Source organism: Sporolactobacillus shoreicorticis (assembly GCF_024125445.1).
GTDB classification, from domain to species: Bacteria; Bacillota; Bacilli; order Bacillales; family Sporolactobacillaceae; genus Sporolactobacillus; species Sporolactobacillus shoreicorticis.
Genome location: NZ_JAMXWM010000017.1, coordinates 12,426 through 38,429 on the forward strand (window position 1 = coordinate 12,426; position 26,004 = coordinate 38,429).

Below are 26,004 nucleotides of genomic sequence, written 5' to 3' on the forward strand. Positions count from 1 at the left end.
TGGCAAATCTGAGCAAATCAAGTCTATTCGTGCTATGATCAAGTCATTAATGGAAAAATCAGGTGATTATATGAAACAAGGAACAACCATTTTAACTTTGGACAACGGGTATCATCTTTGGACAAATACTCAAGGAAGCGGCACTATTCATTTACTTTGCCTGCACGGGGGACCGGGAGGCAATCATGAATACTATGAAAATTTTGCGGAAAAGCTTGCCGAACAAGGATTAAATAGTCAAGTTCACATGTACGATCAACTCGGTTCCTTTTATTCGGACCAGCCGGATTACTCAAATCCGGAGATCGCTGAGAAGTATTTAACCTATGACTATTTTCTTGATGAAGTTGAAGAGGTTCGGCAAAAATTGGGATTGGATCAATTCTATCTTATCGGTCAGAGCTGGGGCGGCGCGCTGGTTCAGCTGTATGCATTGAAATACGGCGAACATTTAAAGGGTGCAATCATCTCCTCGATGACGGATAACATTGATGAATATGTTGCCAATATCAATAAAATCCGTGAGGACACCTTGCCCGCCGATGCGGTTGCGTTTATGAAACAATGCGAGGCGACGAATGACTACGATAATGATCGTTACCAAGGCTACGTGGATATTTTGAATGAAGGCTTTGTCGATCGCAAGCAGCCGATGGCGATCTCACATCTGTCACCAACCATGGCGACCCCTGTCTATAATGCGTTTCAAGGAGACAACGAATTTGTTGTGACCGGCAAACTTAAAGATTGGGATGTGCGTGATCGGTTGAAGGAGATTACCGTGCCAACATTGATCACTTTTGGCGAACATGAAACGATGCCGCTTGCCGCTGCTCGGCGGATGGCTGAAACCATTCCGCATGCCCGGCTTGCCACAACACCGGAAGGCGGTCACCATCATATGATTGACAACGCACCGGTTTACTTCGATCATCTCGCGACCTTTATTAAGGATGTCGAGAACAATAAATTTCATGATTGAAAGAAACGCGTTGATCCACCCCGTAAAAGGGTGGATCTATTTTTTGCGACTCGAGTAGATGATACGAAGGAGGAAGAATGCGTGAAAAAGAAAAAATGGCTGCTTTCTTTTCTGATCATAAGTCTTTTCGTTGCTGGTTGCACCGATCAAGGTGAACCGGTGAAGGTTACGAAATCGATGAATCGAGTGGTATCGGATTACATCTTGACTTATAACAAAGATCTTTCTGAACAAGTCGACCAGCAGTTCGAGGCACACAAAATTTACGGAGCAAGAAAAAAGGATAACGGAATCATTGAGGTTTATCTCTACTATCTTTACGAAGAATTTAAACGAGACAAAGAGACAGAAGTTGATGGCGGTTCGGTTCTTGCATGTGTCAAGTTAAAAAAAGTAGACGATAATTATAAGGTTGTTGGTTTTAAAGAGGCTGAGGACGGCAGCAAATCTACAGACTCGATTAAGGAGATGTTCCCAAAGGAGTACGCGGAACAAGCGACGGACATTAACAATCAACAGGCGATAACTAAGGTATTACAAAAAAGAATCGACAAACAAGTAGCCAAATGGCGGGAACAGTGACATGATTTTTTAAGAGGCGTGGCCTGTACGTCCCTTATTACCGGCAGATTGATGCTCACCGCTCTGCTTTTTGCTTATGTGGTGCGCGTAAGGATGATGATGGCGGCTGCAATTTCTTTATTCAGTACGTTGTCATTGTAACGCGCTTTTCAACGATGATTCGGCATCGTTGCCGGATCTTTTAATTTTTATAGGATTAAGCCAGCAGTTTGACTAACGAAAAGATGATTAAGATGCCGCCAGTCCATGCTACTTGGTTCGTCAAGCTGATGTAACTGAATCTGAATTCATGACAGGTCTTGGTTACCGGTGGAAAATAAGCAGAGAGATTTCTATGGAATAAAGCGCTTGAAGAAAGCAATACATCGCGCACCAGTAGGATGAAAGTTGTATTGCTAATTATTTTGACTGCTAATAGGAGACATGTCATGAAAGCGAATGAACTGTATGTTTATCATATTGTTACTCGAAAAAAGATGAGCCGCGGGCAGATCATTAACTTTGACAAAAATCAAAAAAATACCTTATATCACTTCTTTTTTGAGAGAGAGCAATTGAATGCTAAAGGGGAAGACTTTATTCAAATTCTACAAAATCATGATACAAGTAAAGGCTTGAACCTGAATGAAGAAAATGCCAAAGTAGCGATTAAGTATATTGGTCAAACGATCCGAGCGATTAGAGAAGTGGTTGTAGAAATGGTAAGATTGCAAGAATTTCCTGAATACCCTTCAAGATTGTCCTGCTTATACGCTGCGAAAAGTTATGAAGATGTTTTGAAATGGAAAAAAATATTTGATTCATATCATCGAAACATTTTGCAGATTGTTAAGCTGCGGGTCAATGGAAATTTTTTTGAAGGTGATGGGAATCGTTTACCAAAGGAAGACGGAGTCCCTTTCTCTCAAAAAATGGAACAGGCCAGAGAATATTGGCAAGGAAATGTGAAAAATGAGCTTCCCGAACTGCTGAGCAGCGGGAAAATTGAAGTGGTAGAAATTATTGAGGAATTCTCCGTTTGAACCATTCTGAACTCAGTTAAAAAAGATAAATCGGTGAACGAAAAAAAACATGTAGGTGAAAATAAAAAGTACTGGGATCGATTGAATTATAATTGGCGAGTATGCGATAATGCAACGAGAGCGTTATAAAGGAGTGGCTTGAAAAAAATGAGTGCATTGATCGACGAAATTAATCAGCTAGCTCGTCTTTCAAGAGAGCGGCCATTGACTACAGAGGAAAAAAAGTGGCAGGCGGAACTTCGGCAGCAGTATTTGAAAAATTTTCGTCGGCGTTTTAAACAGCAGCTTTCTCAAATTAAGGTGGTCGATCCAAAAGGAAAGGACATCACACCGAAGAAAGCGAGAGCGTTGCGCAAATCATTTGAACAAGAGTAAGCGCTTATGTTACGATGAATAAAATTAGATAAATGTTCCACTAGGGGAGCGAAAAGCTGAGATTGACTCTGTCAAGACCCTTTGAACCTGATCCGGGTGATGCCGGCGTAGGGAAGTGGCTGATCCAGCTTTTCATTCATGGTGATCAACCGCTTTCATTGCGAAAGCGGTTTTAATTTTGCCTTAAATAGGGAGAGTGACGAAATGAAAGAAATCTCAAAACTGGCACGTAAGCAAAGCGATGCATTATGGCAAAAGAGCTTTAATCATCCTTTTGTGCAAGGGATTAAGCACGGAACGTTAGCGTTGGATTCTTTTCGCTTTTACATCAAACAGGATGCGTATTATGTCCGAGAGTTTGCCAAACTTCATGGCATGGCTGCCGCGCAAACGGATGATGCGACAGCGGTCTCAAAGCTTCTCAAAATAGGAAACGGTTTGGCTGAAGGAGAATTGCAGCTCCATCAAAGCGTGTTTCAGACGGTTGGGATCAGTGATCAGGAATGGAAGGCGTTCCGTCCGGCTCCGGATGCTTACGCATATGTCAGTCATCTCTACCATGTGTTAAGTAAAGGAAAGCTTGGGTATTCGCTGGCTGCGTTAATGCCGTGTCCTTGGCTCTACTATGAAATTGGACTGCAATTAAAAGATGCTCGGCCGCAAGTAAAGGTTTTTCAAGATTGGATTGCCGAGTACAGCAGTGAAGATATTGAAAAAAATGTACTCATCGAACGCGCTCTGTGGGATGAAGCAAGCAAAGACGCGACCGATGCAGAACGCTATGATATGATCCATATCTTTATGCAAAGCAGCTACTATGAAATTCGATTCTGGGATATGGGAGCTGCGCGCAGTGATTGGCCGGAACAAAAGAAAGGGGAGGATGTTCATGATTTCTACTCAACGATTGATTGATTTAATGCGCGCAGTACGCGAGAAAAAACCATTGCTGCATGTGATTACCAACCGTGTTGCAATTAACGATTCAGCGAATGGGGCACTTGCCGTCGGTGCGTCTCCGATCATGGCTGAGGCACATGAAGAAGTTGAAACAATCGCTGCCATTAGCGGAGCACTTGAGCTTAATATCGGTAACCTGACACCGTATTCCATTCAAAGCATGCTGCTTTCCGGACATGCCGCGAATCAGGCAGGTGTTCCGGTTGTTCTCGATCCGGTCGGCGCCGGTGCAACTGAATTCAGACTTCAAACAGTACAAAAGCTGCTCGATGAGCTGGATATCGCGATAATCCGCGGTAATGCAGGTGAAATTGCTGCTCTTGCCGGAGAAGATTGGGGAGCCAAAGGAGTCGATGCCGGAGAAGGTGATGGCGACATTGTGGCGATAGCAGAACGCGTTGCCCGCAAATGGCACACCGTTACCGCAGTATCCGGAGCTGCGGATACGATCACAGATGGACAGCAGACGTATTGCATAAAAAACGGTCATCCGCTGTTTCCCTATATGACCGGTTCCGGTTGCTTGAACGGCGTGATTCAAGCAGCTTATGCCGCCGTTTCACCAAATTACCTCGAGGCGTCGGTCGCCGCTTCGGTAAATTACGCGATTGCTGGACAGCTGGCGGGAGAGAAATGCGCGGGACCCGGATCTTTTCGCCAACAATTAATGGATGAGCTGTATTTATTGACTGAAGAAAAAATTAGGCGATATGCTGCTTTTGAAGAAGTGGCTCGCTCATGAGACCACAAGTGATTACGATTGCAGGAACAGACAGCGGCGGTGGTGCGGGAATTCAAGCAGATTTAAAAACTTTCGAAGAGCGGAATGTGTTCGGCATGTCGGTAGTGGTTGCTGTCACGGCGCAAAATACAAAGGGTGTTCAAGGCGTTTATCCCATGCCTCTCGAAGCAATTACCCGGCAAATGGAATCATTAGCGGATGACTTTACCGTTTCCGCCGTTAAAACGGGGATGCTTGTTGACGCGCAGCGAATTGAAATTGTTGTGCACGCCATCCGCCGCTATGATTGGCATCCTCTTGTTGTTGATCCGGTCATGGTTGCAAAGGGGGGAGCGTACCTTGTTGCTCCCGAAGCAATCGAAACACTCAGCCGCAAGCTGTTGCCGCTCGCTGATTTAATAACGCCGAATACTCCGGAGGCGGAGGTTTTGTCAGGACTTGTGATTCATTCGGACTCGGATCGTGAACTGGCGGCAAAGCAAATTATCAAGCGCGGCGCTAAAGCGGTGCTGCTGAAAGGTGGACATGACGAGGCAAATCCGGAACGAGCACGCGATTGTTTCGTCACGAAGAAACGGACGGTATGGCTTGAAGCAGATCGTATTCATACACCGCATACCCATGGTACGGGATGTACGCTCTCCTCCTTAATTACGGCGGAATGGGCAAAGGGCAATGATTTAGAGACAAGTGTCCGCACGGCAAAAGAGCTCCTGACACGTGCCATCGCTCAAGCACCTGAAATCGGTCATGGTCATGGCCCGGTTGCCCATTGGTTATTACGAGAGGATGACGGAAAAAATGAGTAAGGAACTTGATTTGAAAAAAGCACTAAGATTGTATTTTGTCATGGGCTCACAGGACATCGGGCTTTATGATCCGTTAACGACACTTGAAATCGCGTTGAAGGCGGGAGTCAGCTGTTATCAATGGCGGGAAAAAGGACCTTTATCTTTGAAAGAGGCGGAACGAATTGCGTTCGCTCAAGCGGCGCGCCGGCTCTGCGCGAATTACCATGTCCCTTTTTTTGTTGATGATGATGTAGAACTTGCGTTAAAGCTTAGTGCCGATGGCGTGCATGTCGGGCAAAAGGATGAGGGGGCGCAGACAGTCCGCCGCCGAATTGGAACTGATATGTGGCTCGGCGTTTCTGTACATTCGCTTGAGGAGGCCGAGCATGCTCATGCCGACGGTGCCGATTATATTGGTGTCGGTCCCTATAAACCGACGCAATCAAAAGCCGATGCCGAGTCGCCGGTAGGTGATAAGCTGTTCAGAGAACTCACAAAACGAGATTATCCATTGCCAACCGTCGCAATTGGCGGGGTAACCCCTAATGATGTCTCCACCATTCTTTCCGCAGGGGCAGCAGGTGTTGCCGTTATTTCAGCCATTTCAAAAAGTCCCGATCCTGCTAAATCAGTGGATCGTTTTTTATCTGAACTGAATATGTATTGATTTTGGCATTGCACGATTTGAGCAGAGCATTCGTTTTAGGTGAATGTTCTGCTTTCATGCTTATTAGGTAACGCAAGGAGAAACCAAGGATTATATTCCTGAATTCAGGAATGGGTATTATAGTTATGTGGATTGGCACATGACAATCCCGCGCTCAACAACAAATAATAAGAAAAACCGGGCAAAAAGCGCCCGGTCTTTACTTCCGCAGAATGCCGTGGCTTTCGCGTTGCGTACAGGACGTATGCGTATTTAGCGAAAGTTCTTTTATTGTTAGCGAAAGCTCCTTAGCTCCAAATGGAATTTTGAATCATCAACCTTGAACAGACATTTCTATTTCATAAATCACTTTGGTTCTTCATTAAGTAACGAAGTAAAATAAGCGGAGTTTCTCCGGTTATATGCATCATAGCGCTTGCTTCACGGATAAATAAGAATAATTTTTCCGGTTATTTCGCAGATTGGGCGCTTACCTGATCGCCCAACTTATGACCTTATTGTCGTATCAACAGGCTGAATACTAAACTTTATTATCTTGTAAAAAACCTCCCAGTCAGGAGGTCGAAAATCAATATTTCTTTATTGAGCGGCTGTTTGTTTCTTTTCGTAAGCCGCAATCTCATCTTCATAGGTCATGGTGATTGCGATCTCATCCAATCCTTTCAGCAACACTTCTTTTTGATACGGATCAATTACGAATTTCGCGTCAAAGCTTGGCGCAGACAGTCTTTGCTGTTCTAAATCAACGGTGAGCATGAAGGACTCTTGAGTGGCACGCCGAATCAATGTGTCGATAAGATCAGCGCCAAACCGAATGGCGAGAATGCCGTTCTTTTGACAGTTATTATAAAAAATGTCAGCAAAGCTTGGCGCGATAATCACTCGGAAACCATAATCTTGAAGCGCCCACGGCGCATGTTCCCGTGACGAACCGCAACCGAAATTGTCACGAGCGACAAGAATGGATGATTGCGCATATTCTGGCTGATTGAGAACAAAATCCGGCTTCTTGTTTCCTTTTTCGTCGAAGCGCCAATTATAGAAAAGGCAAGAGCCGAAGCCTTTTCGTTCGACGCGTTTAAGAAATTGTTTCGGAATAATTTGATCGGTATCTACATTCGTACGATCAAGTGGACAGACGAGTCCTTCAAATGTTTGAAATGGTTCCATTTTTTCGTTCCCCCATATCTATTTTTCGTCCTTTTATTGGGCAACAGCAAACGAACGGATATCTGCAAAATGGCCGCTGATTGCTGCCGCGGCCGCCATCGCTGGACTGACCAAATGTGTACGTGATCCGGTACCTTGGCGTCCTTCAAAATTACGATTTGATGTCGATGCGCAGCGCTTTCCGGCCGGTACCATGTCATCGTTCATCGCCAGGCACATGCTGCATCCCGCTTGACGCCACTCAAAGCCGGCGGATTTAAAAATTTGATCTAAACCTTCGGCTTCCGCTTGCTTCTTAATTGCGGAGGAACCGGGAACGATTAATGCTCGGACACCTTCATGGACATGTTTTCCTCGTGCGATTTCTGCGGCCTGGCGAAGGTCGCTGATTCTGCTGTTCGTGCAGGAACCGATAAATACGACATCAATAGGAATAGCGGAAATGGGTGTTCCCGGCTTGAGATCCATATAAGCGAGCGCTTTTTTTGCCGCCTGTTTTTTGTCATCCGTGCCAAAGCTTTCCGGATCCGGAATCGTGTCGTTAACTGAAGCGCCCATTGAGGGATTTGTTCCCCATGTGACTTGTGGTTCAATTTCAGCAGCATTGATTTCAATCGTACGATCGTAGGTCGCACCGTCATCACTTGCGAGTGCCAGCCATCTTTGTGCTGCCTCATCAAATGCGGCGCCTTTCGGTGTGAACCGGCGGCCGTGCAGATAGTCGATTGTGGTCTGGTCGGGACTGATTAAACCTGCTTTTGCACCTGCTTCAATGGACATATTGCAAACGGTCATCCGTTCCTCCATCGACAGATCCCGGATTGCTTCTCCTGTATATTCAACGATATGTCCGGTTCCCACTGAAATACCGTATTTAGCAATAATCGCAAGAATCAAATCTTTGGCACCTACACCGATTCCCAATTGACCATTAACTTTGATCTGCATTGTTTTCGGGCGTTTCTGCCATAAGGTCTGAGTGGCGAGGACATGTTCCACTTCGCTTGTGCCAATGCCAAAGGCAATGGCACCGAATGCGCCATGGGTCGAGGTATGGCTATCACCGCAGACGATGGTTTTTCCAGGCTGTGTCAGACCAAGCTCCGGACCGATGACATGAACAATCCCCTGATAAGGACTGTATATATCGGCTAATTCAACACCTAATGCCCTGCAGTTTTTTTGCAGCGTTTCAATTTGAATTTTTGACACTGAATCCTTGGTTTCTCTGTTTTCTGATGTCGGAACATTATGATCAACGGTTGCAAAGGTTCGATCCGGGCGTCTGACGGTTCGATGATTCATACGCAGGCCTTCAAACGCTTGCGGAGAAGTGACCTCGTGAACAAGATGGAGATCGATGTAAAGTAAGTTCGGCTTACCGGTTTCCTTATAGATCAGATGTTGATCCCAGATTTTTTCAATGATGTTGCGGGGCATATGCGTTCCTCCTCATAAATGATTGGTTCATTGAGCAACAGCTCTCCTGTCTATTGCGTCAATAACGCGATCCGTCATTTCTTCTGTTTTTACTGTTTTCTCGTTCTGTTGCGCGGTTTGCAGGTCATACGTGCGATATCCATGATCAAGAACGTCATGGACTGCTCGTTCAATTTGAGATGCTTCACATTCCATTTCTAACGAATAGCGAAGAAGCAGGGCCGCCGACAAAATGGTTGCCAGCGGATTCGCTTTTCCTTGACCGGCAATATCCGGTGCCGATCCATGTGCGGGTTCATATAAGCCCACTTTATCAGCGTTCAGACTCGCTGAGGGCATCATGCCTAGCGAACCGGTAATGACTGATGCTTCATCACTGAGGATATCGCCAAACATGTTCTCGGTCACAAGCACATCAAATTGCGATGGATTTGTAATCAGCTGCATTGCTGCAGAATCAACAAGCTGGTGATTGACCGCAATTTCTGGATAGCGTTCGGCAGTTAGATCGACAATCTCGCGCCACATTCGGCTCGATTCAAGAACGTTCGCTTTGTCAATTGATGTTACTTTTTTACGCCTTTTCATCGCCAGCCGGAATGCCTTTTCGACAACACGCTGAATTTCTTGTCGGCTATAGGCTAATGTGTCGACGACTTGCTCCTGATTTGGTCCGCGCCTTTCACTTGGTCTTCCAAAATACAAACCGCCGGTCAATTCGCGGACGATGACAAAATCAACATTTTCTACAAAAGAACGTTTGATTGGTGATGCGTCAACTAAGGCTTGGAAGGTCTCAACCGGTCGCAAATTCGCAAATAAACCCATTGCTTTGCGAATTCCAAGCAACCCCTGCTCCGGCCGCCGTTTCATTGATTTTTCATTCCATTTAGGACCGCCGACAGCACCGAGCAGGAGGGCATCGCTGTTCTTGCATTGATCAATTGTTTCTTGTGGGAGCGGGGTACCGTAAGCATCAATGGCAGCACCGCCGATTTTCTTTTCGACGAATCGAACATCGATTCGGCTCTTTTCCAGAACGGAACGAAGGACGCGTACGGCAGATTCAGTAACCTCCGGACCAATACCGTCACCGGGAAGAACAGTAATTGTTTTTGTCATTTAAATCAACTCACTTTATCTTAAAAATTTAAGGCTGCATCAATGCACCATTGTTTTTTCGTATTTTGAAAAAATGGTACGAAAATCATGGTCAGTAAGCTCTTTCTTTTGATCAGCAAGATTTTTAAATTCGTGAAACGATTGATCAATCTGTTTATCCGTTAAGTGAACGCCCATTTCAACTGCCTTTTTTCTAAAAGCATGACGTCCGGAGTGCTTACCGAGTACGAGCGTCCCTGAATCTAGACCGACCAGATTAGGGGAAATAATTTCATAGGTTTTCGGATTCTTTAATACGCCGTCCTGATGGATGCCTGCTTCATGAGCGAAGGCGTTCGCACCAACAATGGGTTTTGTTGCAGAAATTGGGCTGTTCATCAATTGGCTGACCATTCTGCTCGTTTTTGCGATCTCATTCAGTTTCAACTGTGTCTTCACCTTGTAATAATTGTGACGAATATGCAGCGCGACACCGATTTCTTCAAGTGCAACATTACCGGCGCGCTCGCCGACACCATTAACGGTGCATTCAATTTGCCGAACACCTGCGTCGACAGAGGACAAGGTGTTTGCCGTTGCCATACCTAAATCATTATGGCAGTGACAGGAAAGGCGAACTTTATCAATGTCTGGTACCTGCTTTTTAACATAGTGAAACATTGCTGCATATTCTTGAGGAGAGCAGTAACCGACGGTATCCGGCAGATTAATGATCGCAGCGCCGGCCTTAATTGCTGCCCGGACGACTCGTGACATAAAGGCGTAATCACTGCGCGTTGCATCTTCACACGAAAATTCGACCTGGGGAAAGAATCGACGCGCGTATCGGACGGATGCAGCAGCCATTTCCAATACTTCTTCAGACTTCATGCACAGTTTATAAGTCATATGCACCGGGGATGTAGCAATAAAAACATGGACGCGTGGATTTTCAGTCTGTTTCAGTGCTTCCCATGCCGCGTCAATATCACTCTTTTTTGATCGGGCAAGACCGGTAACCGTGCTGTTTTTAATGATTTTCGAGATGTGTTGAACGGCCTTGAAATCATCCGGTGATGCTGCGGGAAATCCGGCTTCGATCACATCCACATTCAGGCGTTCCAATTGCTGAGCCACCTGCACTTTTTCGTGTTCCTTCAGGCTGCAGCCTGGGGATTGCTCTCCGTCACGGAGTGTTGTGTCGTAAATTTCAACCTTTTCCATTTTCGTACTCCTTTCCTTGTATCTTTTCTGTTTTTTGTTTTGCGCATTTATTTATATTAAGAAAGAGCGGTTAAGCAGCTCTTTTCCGCGCATCGGAATAAAATAAAAAGTCCCTCCGCCCCGGCACCGGCCATAATAATGACTCGATGCAGGGGTGAAAGGACTTCGTTCACGGTACCACCCGGCTTGTTCGCGGCTCTTGCAAGCAGCGACTCAGCGGCATTTTGACAAGCAAAATGTCTTTTTGATAACAAGTGCTTACCGCACTTGGCCGATTCTACTTCACTTTCAAATCGGCACTCAGAGGCGAGTGCGCAATCAGCGGTACTGCCGGATTTTCACCATGCTCCGGCTCTCTGAAAGTACGAAAGCCAATTGCTTATTCCTCATCATCGCGTTTTCGAAAAAATGTTTGTGCTCACAATAATACATCGTTTATTTTTCTTGTCAACTGGTGAATGAATTTTTTTATTGGTTCATCGCCGGTAAGTCGTATAAAGTTAGTGTTCGATTATCACTGTGGTTAAATGCTTGATAAAAAAATATTTTTTGTTCGAAAAAATAAAAAATGGTTGACAGAATTAAAATTTTGGCAGTAGAATAGCAGTACTTCAAAACAAAACGAAAGGAAGTCTCACGATGAGTACATACCGTCGATTGCAAAACCTGCTAAATGAATTGTTGCAAGTGCTGACTGCTTTGCCTCAGCCCAACTTCATTCTTTAGTAGGACACAGCAACCGTACGGAAGTGAGCAGGACGGCTGATGTCCTGTTCATGATCGTTTGTGGGATCAACTGTCTTTTGCAAGGCCCATTCAATCATGAGTGGGCCTTTTTTGTACACTTTTTTATTCGATGAGGAGGTCGGAGGAAGACGTTACACAAGTAATTGAACATGGATTAAACAGAAAAATAAAATCGGATACGGAAACAGAAGGGATGAAGATGATTATGATAAACACAGAGGGAGCAATCGGAAGACAGGGTATACAGAATAAAAAAGTCGTTATTGATGCTGAAACGGGTTATTATACGCAAGATCAGATTCTTCATTTGGAGAGCCGGATTAACCATCTCCCGGTTAGCAAAACAATGTATCGTATTTTCACTCTAATTACTTTAGGCATGATGCTTGATGGATTTGATGTTTATCTGGCAGGAGGTGTTCTTGGCCAACTAGTTCAAAGCGGCTGGTCGTCGCTTGCTTTGAACGCGGCCTTTATTTCGACGACATTTATCGGCCTTTTCATCGGCTCTGTCGTGACCGGTTTTGTTGGGGACTGGAAAGGACGCCAATTTGCCTATCAAATAAATTTGTTCATTTTCGGTATAGCTTCACTGGCCAGTTTTTTTGTGCCAAACATGATGACGCTGATTATTTTAAGAGGTATCAGCGGGATCGGACTCGGAGCTGAAATTGTAACCGGATTTACATTGTTAGGAGAATTTGTTCCTGCTGCCTCTCGAGGAAAGTGGGTGGGCGGATTATCTGTTTTTGCCAATTGTTCCGCACCAGTCGCCACATTTCTCGGATTTATGATTATCCCAACGTTTGGCTGGCGCTGGATGTTTGCAATCGCCGGTGTGCTTTCCATTATTGTTTGGTATTTTCGGCGCAGTCTTCCAGAATCTCCGCGCTGGTATTTCTCTCAGGGAGACTATAAAAAAGCAGAGCAGATTGTTGAACAGTTTGAGGCAGAGGCCAAGGCGAGCGGGAGAAGCCGGAATATTGATGATCAACAAACTTCAGTCAATCGAATCATAACAAAAGAGGGGCATTACCGCGAGCTGTTCAGCAAAAGTATGATCAAGCGCACCTGCTTGGGCTGCATGATTCTTGGGGCGATCAATACAGCCGCCTTTACGTTTGTTACCTGGGTACCTACACTGCTCGTTAATAGCGGCATCACGGTTTCCAAGTCACTTGGCTATACAGCATTAATGATGCTTGGTGCACCAGTTGGCGCATTTATTGGCCGTATGACCGTGGACCGACTGGGGAGAAAATGGATGATTGTCGGTGCATTGATCATGACGGCCGTTTTAGGTTATATCTATGCTTTTCAGACGCAACCGACCGCTTTGATGGTGATTGGTTTTTTAATGACGGTAGGTCTCTACATACTGATGGCGATAGGTTTGTCCATCTATGTTCCCGAACTTTTTTCAACGGCACTGAGAATGCGCGGCAACGGTACGGCGCAAGCGGTTGGCCGGCTATTTACCATTGTCACACCATATATCGTGGCTTGGCTGCTGACCAGTCAGGGCATTCTATCGGTCTTTATCGTGATCGGCATTTTCTTAGCGTTGACCGCAGTGTTGACCATCATTTGGGGACCGGAAACAAAGCAGCAGATTTTAAACTAAGTGTTTTCCTAGAACAGGCATTATGAGTAAAAAGGGAATTGATACGTGCAACCGTTATCAATAATTCCATTAAATGAGTAGAGAGGATACCTCAGTGTTCTTGAGATACCCTCTTTCATTCTGTGGATCATTTCAGCTCATTAAGGTCGTCAAAGTGATAAAGATAGAGATCTTCAAGATTCGGGACGGCTTGAACTGCCTTCCGAGTAGGCTTTTCGTTGGCGAGCAATCGAAGATCAATACCATTTCCGCGGCGAATTATATTGCCAACCTTATAATTTTGTTGATAGTCGGCAAGCTGTTCATCGGTCGTGGTGACTCTCCATACATGACCGTCGATTGCTTTCAATAACGCGCTCGGTGTGTCCATCTGAACAAAGTGTCCGTCTTTAATAATCATTATATTATTTGCTAAATAGTCAAGATCGGATACGATGTGTGTCGACAAAAGAACGATGCGGGTGCTGCTCCATGCCGACCCATTGCAGCATCTCGTCAACTTTTTTATTGGCCTGCGCTTTTGTTAATCCCTTTAAGGAAGCAATATAATGCAGAAACTTTTCTGCGGAAAAGTTTCGGTAATAGCCAACCTGTTGCGGCAAGTAACCGATCAGCGTGCGGTAGTCGGCATCTAGTTGAAAGATATCTTTTCCATCAAGCTGAATGTTTCCGTCTGTCGGACGCATTATGGTGGCCAGAATTCTCATCAGTGTGGACTTTCCGGATCCGTTTGCCCCTAAAATTCCACAGACGCCTTCATTCAGCGTGACACTGATTGAATCTAGGGCTGTTTTCTGGCCAAATTTCTTAGTGACTTGGTTTAATGTCAATTCCAAAAAAACACCTCATTTGATTTATTTTACTGTTGTATCTGTTTTTGCCTATGGACTTTGTAAAGCATTATCGTAAAAAAAGCAGAGACCAGCAGCAAGACAAGTGAAGCAGCAATAGGGAGAAGCAGCGGATAGCCGAAAATAGTGACTGCGTGAAAATCGGTGAACCAACTGTCTACCCGCATCGCCGTGACAAAACTGAATTGAAAAATATTCGCCAGCCAGTCTGGAACAATAACAAACTCTTCTGCCATAAATGGAAAAGAAAATACAAATCCGGAACAAATAAATGAAAAAAATGAATTTTTGCTTAGTAATGGCAAAGTTAATCAAAATCTTTGACAAGCAAAAATCAATTGGATACACTTTAATTGTGCACAATATAAAGGAGTGGGCGCCATGGAGCCAGTGTTCTGTCTTGAGGATCATTTATGCTTCTCTATCTACAGCTGTTCACGGGCAATCTCACGTATGTATCAACCTGTGTTACAAAAATTAAGAATTACTTACCCTCAGTATCTGGTTTTGCTTGTACTGTGGGAAAATCATGAATGTTCGGTGAAACAAATCGGTGCGCTTCTTGACCTTGATTCAGGCACGTTGACTCCTTTGCTGAAACGGATGGAAGGCAAAGCTTTTTTGAAACGCGAACGATCACAAGATGATGAGCGGAAGGTTATGGTCCGTTTAACACAAAAGGGAATGGCAGTAAAGGAAAAAGCTATTTGTATTCCCGAAGCGTTTATCCAATCAAGCAATTTGACTATGGATGAAATGCAGAACTTAAACCAAGCCATTAAATTATTAACGAAGCACGTGACGAATTTTAGAACAAACTGATTATTAAATCGTTCAATTAAAGAATCGCTGTTTCAACCGTTTTACGACACCCCATTTGTGGAACATGACTTTAATAGAGACCGAACCTTTGGAGGGATAACGATGAGTGAAGAAAGAACCGGCAATGCAACGGTAGGTGGAAATCCGATCACTTTAATCGGACCGGAATTGAAAGTCGGTGACAAAGCCCCTGAATTTACAGTGAATAAAGATTTAATGGAAGAGAAGTCGCTTTCCGATTACGCGGGGAAAATCAAGCTAATTTCTGTTGTGCCCTCGCTGGACACAAAAGTATGCGAAGCCCAGACACGACGATTTAATGAAGAAGCGACAAAATTCGGTGATCAGGTTGCTGTTCTCACCATCTCCGTCGATTTGCCGTTTGCACAGGATCGTTTCTGCTCAGTGGCTGGAATTGATCATCTCGATACACTTTCTGATTATAGAACGCGCACGTTTGGAAAGAACTATGGCGTGTTAATTAAGGAACTGCAGCTGGATATGCGTTCGATTTTCATTATTGATCAGGAGAATACGATTCGCTATGTTCAATACGTGAAAGAAATGACGAATCATCCGGATTATGAGGCTGCACTTCATGCCTTACGTTCATTGATTTAACAGAAAACTTGCTCTTGGATGTCGTCCCTTTTAACTGTCTTTTTAATGGAAAAACCTCTGAAGCTGAGGAAAAACAACTTCAGAGGTTTTTTGTTTAGTCAAGCACTCAGCTGATTTTTTACTAAAAATTGTCAAGCAAATTCTTTTTTGAAAGTTATTGAATAATTGGGTATAATGCTTTTTATGTAATTAAAAAGCGGCGGCTAACTGCAGATGGAATTTAAACGGCATCATTTATTTTGCTTCGATCTCTTTATGAAAAAAAGAACAAGAAAGGATTTTTTCTGCACGGATTATAAGAAATCGTTTTAGTGCTTCTTTATGGAACAACGAACTAAATAATGGTGATGAGCTTTTACTCTGAAGATCTTCCTGCTGGAGTGAGCTTCTTTCCGATGATTTTCTTACCATTGCATTGTTTGGTTATTTTTTCTATATTTGGGGAATCAAGAGTGGTTGGCAGACTGAGCAGCTAAAAGAAAGGGAAGACGCCATGCATAAACAGAACATTTAAAATACACGATTAATTATTTACCATAAATATTGGAAAAGGCATCACTTCTGGTGGATATATAGAGAAGACGATGTCTTTTTCCAGTTTCAAAGACATCGTCTGTAGTTCTTTGCGAAAAAATCTTAAGAATAATATAAGAAGTTGTTAAAAAGAAAACTCCTTTTTGAATGCTTTAATAGGTTCGAAAAGGAGTTATTTCATGAGTGGTGAATCGCATTTTTCTGATTACTCATCCGGAAACAGTTATGTCCTACTTCCCTTTAATCTTTGGAGTGTATTGGCAAACGTTCAGAAACGATGTTTTCATGCACCTTTTTTATAGAAAATAATTCAACGGTTAGACAATAACGACATTCGATATGGCATTGAGGATTGGAACAGGTTTGACACACATGAATGATGATAAGGAAGGAAAGTAGAATGATTCATCGATCGAGAGTAAATGAATGGACCAAAGCAAGAAAATGGATGGATTTGTCTCTTTTTTTTAAATGCCTGATGTGGCTGCTGCTTCTTATTTACATGTTTTTCTTGCTGAAAATTGAATTTGGGCATGGTCACGATTTGGAAATTTCTCGTTCTGTTAATTGGGTTCCGATGAATCGGATCAATACTCTTTTTTACCTATCTGATCATCGTGATTAAGGTTACCAAGTTGCTTTGCTGCGCACGTTTCAATCGTTTGTACTTTTTATCCCATTGGGTTTCCTTATCCCGATGCTAAGAAGTAAACCAATGGAATTTGAACAATTTATTGGGATACCGGTGGCTGCAACCCTGTCCATTGAGATTGCTCAGTATGTGTTGATGAATGGTCGCAGTGATGTCGATGACTTGATTCTGAATGTTCTGGGAAGTATTCTTGGATTTGCACTTTGGAGCTTTTTGGGCGATTGGATTTCGATGCACCGCTTAAATCTGCATTGCAAAATCTTTCTAATGACACTGTTCATAAGCATTTGTCTCTTACTGTTCAAGTATGATGGAATGACACGAGCCGATTTAGCGGATGGGGGAAGAGATGCGATTGGCGTCACTGTTCGTATTCCTGAGTATACTGGGACAATGATTCAAGGAAACACAAGTCATCTAATCGTGAAAACTGATGCTGATCAAGGGAGTATTCTGGTTAAAATCTCGATTAACGAATTAACCAAAATTTACTTGGAAAAGGCGGCCGATCAGGGTCGATCAAAAAGCAGTTTAAAAAAAATAACAATGAATCAATTGAAGCAATTCGATCAAAATACAATAATTCGTGTTTGGGGAAAACAGCTCTCAGAACGGCTTCTTGCAGAGGTTATTATTGTTCAATTTAATTCCGAAAATTAATAAGAATAAAGAACCAATACTAAATACTCTTAACTAATTGTGAAAAAAATTATACGATACAATAGTAATGTGAATTGATAATTATTTCCAACTAAATAAAATGAAAAGAGCAAACTAACCGAAAGATTAGGACGCAAAGCCACGGGTCTAATGCGAAAGCAACGGCAGCCGGGTTACCATTGGGCATAGAAGCTGTGATTAACATGTCATAGCTTTTTTTGTTAATAAATAGTGGAGGTTTAACGATGGGGAAATACAGTGTTGTGACAACAGGAAATGACATCAATGTCGTATGTGAAGGTGTTTTTACGATGGAGGACGCATCAGGCTATGTGGAGGAATTTAAAAAGGCAGCTGCTCAAGTAAATCCCGCAACCAGTAATTTAATGCTTGATGGTTCCGGCTTAAGAGTATCGTCACAGGAAATGGTCGGCATGCTCAAAGATATAATTGCTATGTACAAAGAAATGGGATTCCAGAACATAACGATGGACTTGGGTAAAAGCGCAGTTGTTAATATGCAAATTAAACGTTTAGCCAAAGAGGCCGGACTTACTCAATTCAAGTTATTATAAGATCATTGAAAAACGTAAAAAAGTTGCTTCAGATGGAAGATTTTCTTTTTCTTTAAAGTGCAGATGATCATTTTCAATACCCATTTTATGTAGATAATTAAAGAGATTTTGGGTAAAGTAAATAAGAGCTCTTTTCATTAAATCAACTCTATTGATGGAGGAATGCATCGTGATTCATGTGAATTTATTGGGGATTGAAGTGTACCACGGTGAAAAAGTTGTTGCAAATGATGCTTACCTCGATCATTTTAAGAAAAAGGGAAAGGACTACACTCATTTTTTCGAAGATATAATCGGAATGGACAAGCGTTATTTGCTTGCTTCGGAGGAAGAGAACAGTCTGACTATGGCGGTAGCCGCTGCTGAAAAAGTTCTTGATAAAACGAGAACTAGTGGCAGTGACCTTGATATGATTGTACTTTCCAGTTTTTTTCCGGAATATACGGCACCGCCAAGTTCCATTCATCTGCACCAAGCCATTGGCGGAAAACCTGAATGTATTTGTCTTGATCTAAATGGAAATTGTGCCGGAATGATTTTGTCACTTGAAAACGTCACGAAATATATGTCGGTTACGAAGAATGTCAATCGCGCATTGATTGTCGGGTCGGATTACATCAATTCAGTGGTTAATCCAGACAATGAATTTTGTTATGGACATTTTGGTGATGCGGCATGTGCCATAATACTTGAAAAAACGAACGAAGATCGCGGATTTCTCGGTGCAAAATGCCGTATTAATTCAATAGAACATAATAACATTTTGTTTCCCGGTTGCGGGGTGTCAAAAATGCTTGGAGCATCACAAGATGAATGGCTGCTCGATTGGAAGCCTTTTGAGAATGTCTCACTTGAATCAGCCGCCCATAATATGCGAGAATTGCTTGAGGAAAACCAGCTTACACCAAGCGATGTAAACATGTTCTGTTTGTCTCAGTACGCATATGCTAATATCGTTGATCTGCGAAAACTACTGGAAATTGACGAATCCCACTCACTATTCATTGGCGGCGAATATGGCTACACCGGCACCAGCAGTCCGTTTATTGCTTTTTATGAAGCGATAAAGTCAAGAAAGGTAAAGCGAGACGATTATGTCATGTTCTGGACAATTGGTGCCGGTTCACAAAATATTGCTGTTCTTTTTCGATATTAAAATAAGATAGCTGCTTCGATGCAAAACTACAATAAGCTGAAAATCAGCCCTGAATACAAAAACCAGTGAAAAACTGAGTCGAATGGTATCATTCGACTCAGTTTTTTTATAAGTAAAGAAAGTATATGATTTTGCTCCGTATTCTAACTAATAAACCAATGTCTTGATTAAGAATCAAAGCGTATTCAGAACCAAACGTTTTTTGACCAGTTTTTCTAAACAAAAAGAAAGGGAACAGATAAGAGATTAGCAGATGACTGGTGTAGGAAAAGCGAAGACTTGACATTGTCAAGCTTTCTTTACCCAACTCAACTATAGAAGAATTAATGAATTTTCACTTAAATAATCATTTTGGGTATTTAACATGATGAATAAAAATGGTATCATTTTAAACGAAAATGATATTCATTATCAATTAAAGACGATAAGAAAGAAGGTTAATATAGAATGGCAGATGTTCTCATCGTATTTGCAAGTGAGACAGGCAATACGGAAGAAATGGCACAAAAGATCGCTGAAGGTGTTAAGCGGGCTGGAAATGATCCTGTCGTTAAGGATGTTTTACAATTATCAGCGTCGGTATTTGACGATTACAAAGGGATTATGTTTGGCAGCTTCACTGATGGAATGGGCGACCTGCCTTACTCAGTTGAAGACGTTCTTGATAATCTTAACGAGAATGACCTCAAAGGAAAAGTTGCCGCGTGTTTTGGATCGGGTGATAGCAGCTACGGGCTCTTTGCTGCTGCTGTCGATACCATTCAAGAAACGCTTGAGCAGTGTGGAGCAGAAATTATTGAGGACAACTTTAAAGTTGAGCTCTCGATGACGAAAGAGGAACGTGACCAGGCAATACAATTAGGCGAATCTTTTGCTCGAAAACTTCTTGCAAGACAAGAAGGAAAAAATGAACAATAGACCGGTAAGTAAAAAGCAGATCAAATGATCTGCTTTTTTTGCTGCATTATCGCTTGTTATTCGTCATCTTTTTTATTGCCGAGGCAACGGCCCAATACCTTTTCTAAAGATGCCTCATTACAGAAGAGCCGTAACCGGCAAACTTGCTGAAAGTATGAGAATCCAATAAAAATCTCTTGCAATTGATTGTTTTATATTATGCTCAGCTAGTTATCCAATATAAATGAAAAAAGGCAGATAAATGAAACTGAGAATTGTTGTGATGGTAACAATGAGAGAAGCAAGCTCTGAATCACCATCAAATTTTTCAATCAGCATTACGCTGTTTACAGCGGCAGGCATGCTGATTTCTACAAATAGGACAGAAGCGAGCATGCCGTGAATGCCAAGTGTAAACAGGACTGCTTTTGCGATGACGGGAACGATGAGCAGACGGAGAGAGACGCCGATCCATACTTCGCGACGCCAAACGCCTGAGAATTCTGTGCTGCCGAGCTTGACGCCTAAGATTAACAGCACCAGAACAGGGTATGCGGTTCCGAGCATTTGAATCGCGGTGGCGGTCCCACTGGGTAAATGTATATGAATGATTGCCAAAAGCGCACCGACAAGACAAGCGTAAATAAGCGGCGATTTAAGAATATGAAGCACAGATTGCTTACCGCTCATTGCAGCGCGCGAAGCGATATACATACCGAGAATGTTAACAAGAATAATTTGTCCGATGACATACACTGCTCCAAGTGAAAATCCTGCTTGTCCGAACGCCAGCAGCAAGACAGGAAGGCCGTAATTATTTGCATTACTGAAAACCGTAGTTAGGGTTAGTGCCCGGGTACTCGGTTCAGGAAAGCGAAACAGTTTTGCGGTCAATAGTGCGACCAGCCACAAAGCGGCCGTCATGACGACTGAAAACAAAAAAATATGAAGAACATTATTGCCTTTTAAGTGCGATTCGGACAGAGCATTTAAAATAAGTGCAGGCGCGAGTATGTATAAACTAACATCAGCGAGAAGCTTTGTGTCGACGTTGCTTCGTTTCTTTTGTAAAATTACTCCGCAAGCGCAAATGATTAAGATGGGAACACTGATCGACGTGAGCAGATGAATATAAGCGGTCATAAGATGCCTCCAAACATAGTTGACTGAACATTTATTCTCCAAAACGATTTTAATGATGAAACTTTTTTCATTATTCATCATATCACGAGATACGTTAAAAATGAGGTGTTTTCAACTGTCTCCAGTTGGAACAGCAAATAAGTTTACATTTATAGTTAAGCATGAAGACAGCAGGTGATCATTGTGTTTCGTGAACATAAAAATATGATTTGGGGAACCAATTGCAGCAAATGCGGTGCTGAATGCAGCGTTTTACAGAATGCTCATCATCCGTGGGATCGAACAACGTTTGGAATGATTATAAGCTGTTCCAGCTGCGGCCATGAAAATTATGTGAATCAGCAAGCTGCAGCATTTTTCTATAAACAACGGATTTATCGTTATTTCACTAATTTATCGGGGAGGATTCTGGATTTGGGCTGCGGAGGCGGATTGCTCAGCAGCTATCTGCTGAGTCAGCAGAACGTCTAATCAAGTGGTTGGTCTTGATCAAGATAAAGAATGTCCAGATGAGTTAGCCAAACTATTGATGAATCATAACTTTACCTTTATTCATGCGACTATTGATCAGCTTCGCGAGCTGTTTCCAGCACAAAGTATTGACTATTTAATGAGTTGTGATGTTTTTATGTTTATTGAAGATGTAAATCGCTATTTTGACGATGTCGGTTGGCTCGTTAAGTCCCGTATACGGCAGATAGGATGGTACATGAAAAATAACCCCAGAATGAGAAACAGCCTTGAACCGGATCAGATTTTAGAAGCGTACCCAAAGCGAGGATGGCATACCCGCCTGATCGATCTTGATTGGCATAAAAATGGCTACATGATTCAGGCAGATCGGCAATGACAGAGAACCTACACTCAGAGAGGGAGTGTTGCTTTTTTCCGGCGGCGGAGATACAAGACAAACAGCAAGAATCAATACCTTTTTTGCCTCCATTATTGAAAAGGATAGGCCGTTGCTCTACATTCCACTTGCCGGAGATCCAAGGTTCCGATCCTATGAAACCTGTCTTAATTATGTAAAAGCTGTGTTCAGACTACAAGGCATCAGAGAGGTGATGATGTGGACGAATTTAGACAGCAAAACGTTGAAAGATCTGAGTAGATTTTCAGCTATTTATATAAGCGGCGGATCGGCAGATAAATTATTGGGACATTTTAGAGGCGGATTCGGCGAAGTGCTGCACAGCTATTTTTACCATGACGGTACTATTTATGGTCAAAGTGCCGGAGCCATTGTCCTTGGCAAAACAATTGACATCCTCCAGCAATTAAATTCTGATATATATGGACTAGATCTCATTTACGGATTTTTCCTGACATGCCATTTTCAGATGGAAAATAGCAAGATTATTTCTAAATATGTTCAGCACAATCAGCAACCAGTTATTGCCTTGCCGCAGGGAACAGCACTGTATCAAAAAGATAACGCTCTCTTCCATAGAGTCGGATTAAATCCAGCCTATCTCTTCTTAACCGATTTACGGAAGCCAGTAGAATGGAGGACGTAAATTTTACTCTGTATATTGGCTATGCAGTAATTACTTATCGTTCCCAGCCCTAAAGCTATTTTTTCCCTCTTAATCTTCACTGATTTTGGCAGGTTTATAGATACTTTTACTTTTATATGAATTGTCAATGACCATCATTCTTTTGCATAAACTAATGACCAAACAGGTCTTGATGTGTGGCATAGTGCGAATTTAGTTCATATGCTATTAACAGATACTCAGATCCTTGGGAGTGTGATGATGGCCAGGCAACTTGAATCAGAGTGAGGCGATCAGCCATGGAAGTTGGACAGTGGATTCACACAAAATATATGGGAAAACATGATTGTATTGGATTTATCACGTCAATTTATCCAGATTTTCAGAGGTGCAAGCTGCGCGTCACTCAGTGCGCCAATCACCCACGGATGAAATGGTTGGAAATTTCTTTTGACGATGTTATTCACGACAATGAAGATTTAACACGGACAGAATTAAACAGTCTAATCGATTTGGCGCTTGCGACGTATGACAAGGATTGGTTCGAAAAGTTAATTGCATTGAGTGAATGATCAAATGGAAAATAGTTTGGCTAATTACATGTAAGCCCTTACGTGTTCAGTTGAGCCAAACTATTATTTTTGCCTATCGGTATGAAAAGTGAAACGATTCAGGGCCTGATTTGCGTGTCGGACTTAGACCGCTCGGCTCTGTTTTCATTTCAATGACTAAAAAAGATTTACAAATCAATAAGCTTATAGAAAAGATACAATGCGATGCCCCAGATCATTACTGCGGAACATTTATTGACCAGTAGCAAAATTGGCCCGTTTTTGCCGGCTCTTCCGGTTATATGGCCTGCAAATGCAAGACCAAAAAACCATATCCATGAAACAGAGATGCAGGCGAGTGCAAAGAACCATTGGTTTGCCCCATGGTAGTGAGCCGCATTGGTTCCAATGACTCCGATTGTATCCAGAATAGCATGCGGATTGAGTAAAGATACGGAGAGAGCAAATAAAACTTGTTTTTTTGCTGACAATTGATTACCCGGTTGATTGTTGTTCGTGGCGGTATCGTTCCAGATTTTCCAGCCGATAAACAGAAGAAAAAGAAGGCCAACAATAAATAGGGATGTGACCAGCCATGGAAAAGTTAAAATTAATAACGACACACCGGCGACAGCCAAACAGATGAGCAAGGTGTCGGATAATGAGGCGGCGAGAATGGCTGCCAGTGCTTCTTTAAGATGCGCCGAACGCGCCCCTTGATTAAAGATGAATACATTCTGAGCTCCCAACGGCAAAATTAAGCTGAGGGATAAAAGAAATCCGTGAATGAGTGCGGTCAACATGATTGTTCCCCCCGAAAAAAGATCACACCACTATTATTTATCAAAAAGCAAGGTGAGTCGCCAGCCAAGTCATTAAAGACAGGCCAGCCAAATTGAAAGCTGATCACTCCTCGGTTCTTAGGTTCGTTCGCTTCATGCTATAATTACATTTAATTCATTGAGCGAAGCTAATGAAAAACAATCAATTAATGATTCGAGGAGACTATTTGTTGAAATTAAATCGTAAATCGCCGATACCGCTTCGAAGGCAAGTCGAAGCGTATATAACAAATCAGATAGCTACAGGAGAATGGGCAATTGGTTCACAACTCCCATCGCAAAGAGTATTAGCCGAGCGGTTAAGGGTTAATCGAAGCACAGTGACTGCAGCCTTTGATGAACTGACGGCCCAGGGACTGATTGCAGGCAATCGCGGGGGAGGTACCCAAGTCATCAACAATACATGGGGATTAATGGCGAAACAAAAACCTGCAGATTGGGGCGCCTATGTTGAGGCAGGCCAATTCAAGCCGAATCTCCCAATGATTCGCACGATTAACCAAGCCGAATTTATTCCGGATATCATTAGGCTCGGTACCGGGGAGCTGAGTCCGGACTTGATTCCAAGCAATGATTTGGCAAAACTGTTTTTGAATGTGTCCACCCATGGTATGTCTTTAGGGTACTCGGAACCAAAGGGAAATCTTAGACTTCGAGAAGAGGTATCAAAATTCCTGAAGCCAAAAGGAGTTGCCGCCGATCCCGAATCCGTACTTATTGTCTCAGGTGCTTTGCAGGCACTGCAGCTTATTTCAATCGGATTACTTGATCGAGGATCGACAATTGTACTTGAAAAGCCTTCATATCTCTATTCAGTTCATGTTTTTCAATCTTCAGGCATGCGCTTCTATGGTCTGCCAATGGATTCCGAGGGACTTATGGTTGATTGTTTATCGCAAATAAATAAGGAACGGGGCAAGACTATTGTCTACTCTATTTCAACGTTTCATAATCCCACCGGGAAGGTAATGACTTCGGCTCGCAGAAAGTCCATATTAAATGTCTGCGAACGCATGAGACTGCCAATCATAGAAGATGACGTTTATCGAGACCTTTGGATTGATGCGCCGCCTCCACCGTCACTGAAAAGTATGGATCACTCTGGTAATGTCCTTTATATTGGTAGTTTGTCCAAAGTGTTAAGCCCCGGTCTGAGAATCGGATGGATTGTCGGTGAACGTTCAGTCATTAACCGCTTAGCCGATATAAAGATGCAAAATGATTATGGATCAAGTGCTCTATCACAATGGGCGGCAGAAGAGTGCATGAGGTCCGGTATGTATGAAGCACATGCATCTTATGTACGCGATCAACTGCGAATCCGGCGTGATTATATGCTCGACCTGCTGTCTGTGTATTTCAGTGATCTTGCCAAATGGAGCAGTCCTTCCGGAGGATTTTATGTTTGGCTGAAATTGATCCCGGATATTGATCCAAATACATTATTTGAGTGTGCTTTGGCTAATGGTATCCTTTTAAATCCCGGTGTCGTGTATGATCGCGCCGCAAGTCACTATTTGCGCTTGTCCTATGCGTACGCATCAATAAATGAAATGGATCAGGCGATTCCTGCTTTGAGAAAATTAATCGTGAACTTAGCAGAAGAGAAAGTTTAAAAATCTTAAGGGAACAGAGGTATAAGTGGTCCGGCAGTACGCCGCTTCCTGCGGCATCCCGGACACTAGGTCCCCCATGACCGTTGCACCGGCTGCTTGGCGAAGCAAATTGTTTAAAAGATAAAAAAAGTTTATCGTTTTGCCTTGCTGGTACGACGATA

General features: G+C 42.9%; 31 protein-coding genes and 2 riboswitches. Of the genes, 21 read left to right on the forward strand and 10 right to left on the reverse strand.

The window, feature by feature from the left end:
• Positions 1–49: 49 nt before the first annotated feature.
• The 8 genes from NIE88_RS13825 to thiE all read left to right on the forward strand — a co-directional run bounded on the left by NIE88_RS13825 (position 50) and on the right by thiE (position 6,121).
• Positions 50–982 (forward strand): proline-specific peptidase family protein, encoded by a 933-nt coding sequence (locus NIE88_RS13825; RefSeq protein WP_290446496.1) that lies wholly within the window; start codon positions 50–52, stop codon positions 980–982.
• Positions 983–1,063: 81 nt separating this feature from the next.
• Positions 1,064–1,564 carry a hypothetical protein gene (locus tag NIE88_RS13830; protein WP_253062956.1) on the forward strand — a complete coding sequence of 167 codons (501 nt, stop codon included), beginning with the start codon at positions 1,064–1,066 and terminating at the stop codon, positions 1,562–1,564.
• Positions 1,565–1,992: 428 nt separating this feature from the next.
• Positions 1,993–2,586, forward strand: a complete 594-nt coding sequence (locus tag NIE88_RS13835) for a DUF2441 domain-containing protein (protein WP_253062957.1) — start codon at positions 1,993–1,995, stop codon at positions 2,584–2,586.
• Between the two features lie 147 nt (positions 2,587–2,733).
• On the forward strand, positions 2,734–2,961 hold the full coding sequence (locus NIE88_RS13840) for a DUF896 domain-containing protein (protein WP_253062958.1): 228 nt from the start codon (positions 2,734–2,736) through the stop codon (positions 2,959–2,961).
• Between the two features lie 32 nt (positions 2,962–2,993).
• Positions 2,994–3,092: riboswitch (TPP riboswitch) on the forward strand.
• Between the two features lie 73 nt (positions 3,093–3,165).
• A complete protein-coding gene (tenA, locus tag NIE88_RS13845) occupies positions 3,166–3,876 on the forward strand; it encodes a thiaminase II (RefSeq protein WP_253062959.1) in 711 nt (236 codons plus the stop codon).
• Positions 3,851–4,663 carry a hydroxyethylthiazole kinase gene (gene thiM / locus NIE88_RS13850; protein WP_253062960.1) on the forward strand — a complete coding sequence of 271 codons (813 nt, stop codon included), beginning with the start codon at positions 3,851–3,853 and terminating at the stop codon, positions 4,661–4,663. The genes tenA and thiM overlap by 26 nt, the downstream gene beginning before the upstream one ends.
• Entirely contained in the window at positions 4,660–5,472 is an 813-nt protein-coding gene (thiD, locus tag NIE88_RS13855) for a bifunctional hydroxymethylpyrimidine kinase/phosphomethylpyrimidine kinase (protein ID WP_253062961.1), read from the forward strand. Before thiM ends, thiD begins: the two co-directional genes overlap by 4 nt.
• Positions 5,465–6,121 carry a thiamine phosphate synthase gene (gene thiE / locus NIE88_RS13860; RefSeq protein WP_253062963.1) on the forward strand — a complete coding sequence of 219 codons (657 nt, stop codon included), beginning with the start codon at positions 5,465–5,467 and terminating at the stop codon, positions 6,119–6,121. Before thiD ends, thiE begins: the two co-directional genes overlap by 8 nt.
• A gap of 579 nt (positions 6,122–6,700) precedes the next feature.
• Here thiE and leuD read toward each other — a convergent pair.
• From leuD to NIE88_RS13885, 5 genes are read right to left on the reverse strand one after another with little or no spacing between them, the layout of a single operon-like run.
• Entirely contained in the window at positions 6,701–7,291 is a 591-nt protein-coding gene (gene leuD, locus NIE88_RS13865; protein WP_253062965.1) for a 3-isopropylmalate dehydratase small subunit, read from the reverse strand.
• Between the two features lie 33 nt (positions 7,292–7,324).
• The gene (gene leuC, locus NIE88_RS13870; protein ID WP_253062967.1) at positions 7,325–8,731 is read right to left on the reverse strand and encodes a 3-isopropylmalate dehydratase large subunit; all 1,407 of its coding nucleotides are present in this window, start codon (positions 8,729–8,731) and stop codon (positions 7,325–7,327) included.
• Positions 8,732–8,758: 27 nt separating this feature from the next.
• Positions 8,759–9,853 (reverse strand): 3-isopropylmalate dehydrogenase, encoded by a 1,095-nt coding sequence (leuB, locus tag NIE88_RS13875; RefSeq protein WP_253062969.1) that lies wholly within the window; start codon positions 9,851–9,853, stop codon positions 8,759–8,761.
• A 39-nt stretch (positions 9,854–9,892) separates the two neighbouring features.
• Positions 9,893–11,056 carry a 2-isopropylmalate synthase gene (locus NIE88_RS13880; RefSeq protein WP_253062971.1) on the reverse strand — a complete coding sequence of 388 codons (1,164 nt, stop codon included), beginning with the start codon at positions 11,054–11,056 and terminating at the stop codon, positions 9,893–9,895.
• A 56-nt stretch (positions 11,057–11,112) separates the two neighbouring features.
• On the reverse strand, positions 11,113–11,310 hold the full coding sequence (locus NIE88_RS13885) for a hypothetical protein (RefSeq protein ID WP_253062973.1): 198 nt from the start codon (positions 11,308–11,310) through the stop codon (positions 11,113–11,115).
• A 692-nt stretch (positions 11,311–12,002) separates the two neighbouring features.
• Between NIE88_RS13885 and NIE88_RS13890 the strand changes: the two genes are divergently transcribed.
• A complete protein-coding gene (locus tag NIE88_RS13890) occupies positions 12,003–13,427 on the forward strand; it encodes an MFS transporter (protein WP_253062975.1) in 1,425 nt (474 codons plus the stop codon).
• A gap of 127 nt (positions 13,428–13,554) precedes the next feature.
• Here the strand turns inward: NIE88_RS13890 and NIE88_RS13895 are convergent, their stop codons facing one another.
• Genes NIE88_RS13895 through NIE88_RS13905 form a run of 3 tightly spaced genes read right to left on the reverse strand, consistent with a single transcriptional unit; the run spans position 13,555 to position 14,583 of the window.
• Positions 13,555–13,827, reverse strand: coding sequence for a hypothetical protein (locus NIE88_RS13895; RefSeq protein WP_253062977.1), 273 nt, complete (start codon positions 13,825–13,827; stop codon positions 13,555–13,557).
• Between the two features lie 19 nt (positions 13,828–13,846).
• The gene (locus tag NIE88_RS13900; protein WP_253062979.1) at positions 13,847–14,263 is read right to left on the reverse strand and encodes an ATP-binding cassette domain-containing protein; all 417 of its coding nucleotides are present in this window, start codon (positions 14,261–14,263) and stop codon (positions 13,847–13,849) included.
• A gap of 23 nt (positions 14,264–14,286) precedes the next feature.
• Positions 14,287–14,583 carry a hypothetical protein gene (locus tag NIE88_RS13905; RefSeq protein ID WP_253062981.1) on the reverse strand — a complete coding sequence of 99 codons (297 nt, stop codon included), beginning with the start codon at positions 14,581–14,583 and terminating at the stop codon, positions 14,287–14,289.
• Positions 14,584–14,659: 76 nt separating this feature from the next.
• On the opposite strand from NIE88_RS13905, the gene NIE88_RS13910 reads away from it, so the two are divergent.
• The 7 genes from NIE88_RS13910 (at position 14,660) to NIE88_RS13940 (ending at position 20,216) form a co-directional block, all read left to right on the forward strand.
• The gene (locus tag NIE88_RS13910) at positions 14,660–15,100 is read left to right on the forward strand and encodes a MarR family winged helix-turn-helix transcriptional regulator (RefSeq protein WP_253062983.1); all 441 of its coding nucleotides are present in this window, start codon (positions 14,660–14,662) and stop codon (positions 15,098–15,100) included.
• A 102-nt stretch (positions 15,101–15,202) separates the two neighbouring features.
• Positions 15,203–15,721 (forward strand): thiol peroxidase, encoded by a 519-nt coding sequence (tpx, locus tag NIE88_RS13915; RefSeq protein WP_253062985.1) that lies wholly within the window; start codon positions 15,203–15,205, stop codon positions 15,719–15,721.
• Positions 15,722–16,655: 934 nt separating this feature from the next.
• Entirely contained in the window at positions 16,656–16,880 is a 225-nt protein-coding gene (locus tag NIE88_RS13920) for a hypothetical protein (RefSeq protein ID WP_253062987.1), read from the forward strand.
• 15 nt (positions 16,881–16,895) lie between these two features.
• On the forward strand, positions 16,896–17,567 hold the full coding sequence (locus NIE88_RS13925) for a VanZ family protein (protein WP_290446497.1): 672 nt from the start codon (positions 16,896–16,898) through the stop codon (positions 17,565–17,567).
• A gap of 98 nt (positions 17,568–17,665) precedes the next feature.
• Positions 17,666–17,748: riboswitch (cyclic di-GMP riboswitch) on the forward strand.
• A 64-nt stretch (positions 17,749–17,812) separates the two neighbouring features.
• A complete protein-coding gene (locus tag NIE88_RS13930; protein ID WP_253062991.1) occupies positions 17,813–18,142 on the forward strand; it encodes a hypothetical protein in 330 nt (109 codons plus the stop codon).
• A 169-nt stretch (positions 18,143–18,311) separates the two neighbouring features.
• The gene (locus NIE88_RS13935) at positions 18,312–19,298 is read left to right on the forward strand and encodes a 3-oxoacyl-[acyl-carrier-protein] synthase III C-terminal domain-containing protein (RefSeq protein ID WP_253062993.1); all 987 of its coding nucleotides are present in this window, start codon (positions 18,312–18,314) and stop codon (positions 19,296–19,298) included.
• Between the two features lie 447 nt (positions 19,299–19,745).
• A complete protein-coding gene (locus tag NIE88_RS13940) occupies positions 19,746–20,216 on the forward strand; it encodes a flavodoxin (protein WP_253062995.1) in 471 nt (156 codons plus the stop codon).
• Positions 20,217–20,426: 210 nt separating this feature from the next.
• Here NIE88_RS13940 and NIE88_RS13945 read toward each other — a convergent pair whose 3' ends face one another.
• Entirely contained in the window at positions 20,427–21,338 is a 912-nt protein-coding gene (locus NIE88_RS13945) for an AEC family transporter (RefSeq protein ID WP_253062997.1), read from the reverse strand.
• 183 nt (positions 21,339–21,521) lie between these two features.
• Between NIE88_RS13945 and NIE88_RS13950 the strand changes: the two genes are divergently transcribed.
• From NIE88_RS13950 to NIE88_RS13965, 4 genes are all read left to right on the forward strand, one after another.
• Entirely contained in the window at positions 21,522–21,809 is a 288-nt protein-coding gene (locus NIE88_RS13950) for a hypothetical protein (RefSeq protein ID WP_253062999.1), read from the forward strand.
• 4 nt (positions 21,810–21,813) lie between these two features.
• The gene (locus tag NIE88_RS13955; RefSeq protein ID WP_253063001.1) at positions 21,814–22,188 is read left to right on the forward strand and encodes a class I SAM-dependent methyltransferase; all 375 of its coding nucleotides are present in this window, start codon (positions 21,814–21,816) and stop codon (positions 22,186–22,188) included.
• 25 nt (positions 22,189–22,213) lie between these two features.
• A complete protein-coding gene (locus tag NIE88_RS13960) occupies positions 22,214–22,855 on the forward strand; it encodes a Type 1 glutamine amidotransferase-like domain-containing protein (protein ID WP_253063003.1) in 642 nt (213 codons plus the stop codon).
• Between the two features lie 278 nt (positions 22,856–23,133).
• A complete protein-coding gene (locus tag NIE88_RS13965) occupies positions 23,134–23,406 on the forward strand; it encodes a hypothetical protein (protein ID WP_253063005.1) in 273 nt (90 codons plus the stop codon).
• Between the two features lie 167 nt (positions 23,407–23,573).
• Here NIE88_RS13965 and NIE88_RS13970 read toward each other — a convergent pair whose 3' ends face one another.
• A complete protein-coding gene (locus NIE88_RS13970; protein WP_253063007.1) occupies positions 23,574–24,188 on the reverse strand; it encodes a LysE/ArgO family amino acid transporter in 615 nt (204 codons plus the stop codon).
• 209 nt (positions 24,189–24,397) lie between these two features.
• Between NIE88_RS13970 and NIE88_RS13975 the strand changes: the two genes are divergently transcribed.
• Positions 24,398–25,843, forward strand: a complete 1,446-nt coding sequence (locus NIE88_RS13975) for an aminotransferase-like domain-containing protein (RefSeq protein ID WP_253063009.1) — start codon at positions 24,398–24,400, stop codon at positions 25,841–25,843.
• The last annotated feature ends 161 nt before the right edge of the window (positions 25,844–26,004 follow it).

What these genes read in the sequence shown, in the direction of transcription:
- NIE88_RS13825 (WP_290446496.1), top strand. Translation starts at nt 50, where the DNA reads ATGGAAAAATCAGGTGATTATATGAAACAAGGAACAACCATTTTAACT.
- NIE88_RS13835 (WP_253062957.1), top strand. Translation starts at nt 1,993, where the DNA reads ATGAAAGCGAATGAACTGTATGTTTATCATATTGTTACTCGAAAAAAG.
- NIE88_RS13840 (WP_253062958.1), top strand. Translation starts at nt 2,734, where the DNA reads ATGAGTGCATTGATCGACGAAATTAATCAGCTAGCTCGTCTTTCAAGA.
- tenA (WP_253062959.1), top strand. Translation starts at nt 3,166, where the DNA reads ATGAAAGAAATCTCAAAACTGGCACGTAAGCAAAGCGATGCATTATGG.
- thiM (WP_253062960.1), top strand. Translation starts at nt 3,851, where the DNA reads ATGATTTCTACTCAACGATTGATTGATTTAATGCGCGCAGTACGCGAG.
- thiD (WP_253062961.1), top strand. Translation starts at nt 4,660, where the DNA reads ATGAGACCACAAGTGATTACGATTGCAGGAACAGACAGCGGCGGTGGT.
- thiE (WP_253062963.1), top strand. Translation starts at nt 5,465, where the DNA reads ATGAGTAAGGAACTTGATTTGAAAAAAGCACTAAGATTGTATTTTGTC.
- leuD (WP_253062965.1), bottom strand. Translation starts at nt 7,291, where the DNA reads ATGGAACCATTTCAAACATTTGAAGGACTCGTCTGTCCACTTGATCGT.
- leuC (WP_253062967.1), bottom strand. Translation starts at nt 8,731, where the DNA reads ATGCCCCGCAACATCATTGAAAAAATCTGGGATCAACATCTGATCTAT.
- leuB (WP_253062969.1), bottom strand. Translation starts at nt 9,853, where the DNA reads ATGACAAAAACAATTACTGTTCTTCCCGGTGACGGTATTGGTCCGGAG.
- NIE88_RS13880 (WP_253062971.1), bottom strand. Translation starts at nt 11,056, where the DNA reads ATGGAAAAGGTTGAAATTTACGACACAACACTCCGTGACGGAGAGCAA.
- NIE88_RS13890 (WP_253062975.1), top strand. Translation starts at nt 12,003, where the DNA reads ATGATTATGATAAACACAGAGGGAGCAATCGGAAGACAGGGTATACAG.
- NIE88_RS13895 (WP_253062977.1), bottom strand. Translation starts at nt 13,827, where the DNA reads ATGATTATTAAAGACGGACACTTTGTTCAGATGGACACACCGAGCGCG.
- NIE88_RS13910 (WP_253062983.1), top strand. Translation starts at nt 14,660, where the DNA reads ATGGAGCCAGTGTTCTGTCTTGAGGATCATTTATGCTTCTCTATCTAC.
- tpx (WP_253062985.1), top strand. Translation starts at nt 15,203, where the DNA reads ATGAGTGAAGAAAGAACCGGCAATGCAACGGTAGGTGGAAATCCGATC.
- NIE88_RS13920 (WP_253062987.1), top strand. Translation starts at nt 16,656, where the DNA reads ATGATTCATCGATCGAGAGTAAATGAATGGACCAAAGCAAGAAAATGG.
- NIE88_RS13930 (WP_253062991.1), top strand. Translation starts at nt 17,813, where the DNA reads ATGGGGAAATACAGTGTTGTGACAACAGGAAATGACATCAATGTCGTA.
- NIE88_RS13940 (WP_253062995.1), top strand. Translation starts at nt 19,746, where the DNA reads ATGGCAGATGTTCTCATCGTATTTGCAAGTGAGACAGGCAATACGGAA.
- NIE88_RS13945 (WP_253062997.1), bottom strand. Translation starts at nt 21,338, where the DNA reads ATGACCGCTTATATTCATCTGCTCACGTCGATCAGTGTTCCCATCTTA.
- NIE88_RS13965 (WP_253063005.1), top strand. Translation starts at nt 23,134, where the DNA reads ATGGAAGTTGGACAGTGGATTCACACAAAATATATGGGAAAACATGAT.
- NIE88_RS13970 (WP_253063007.1), bottom strand. Translation starts at nt 24,188, where the DNA reads ATGTTGACCGCACTCATTCACGGATTTCTTTTATCCCTCAGCTTAATT.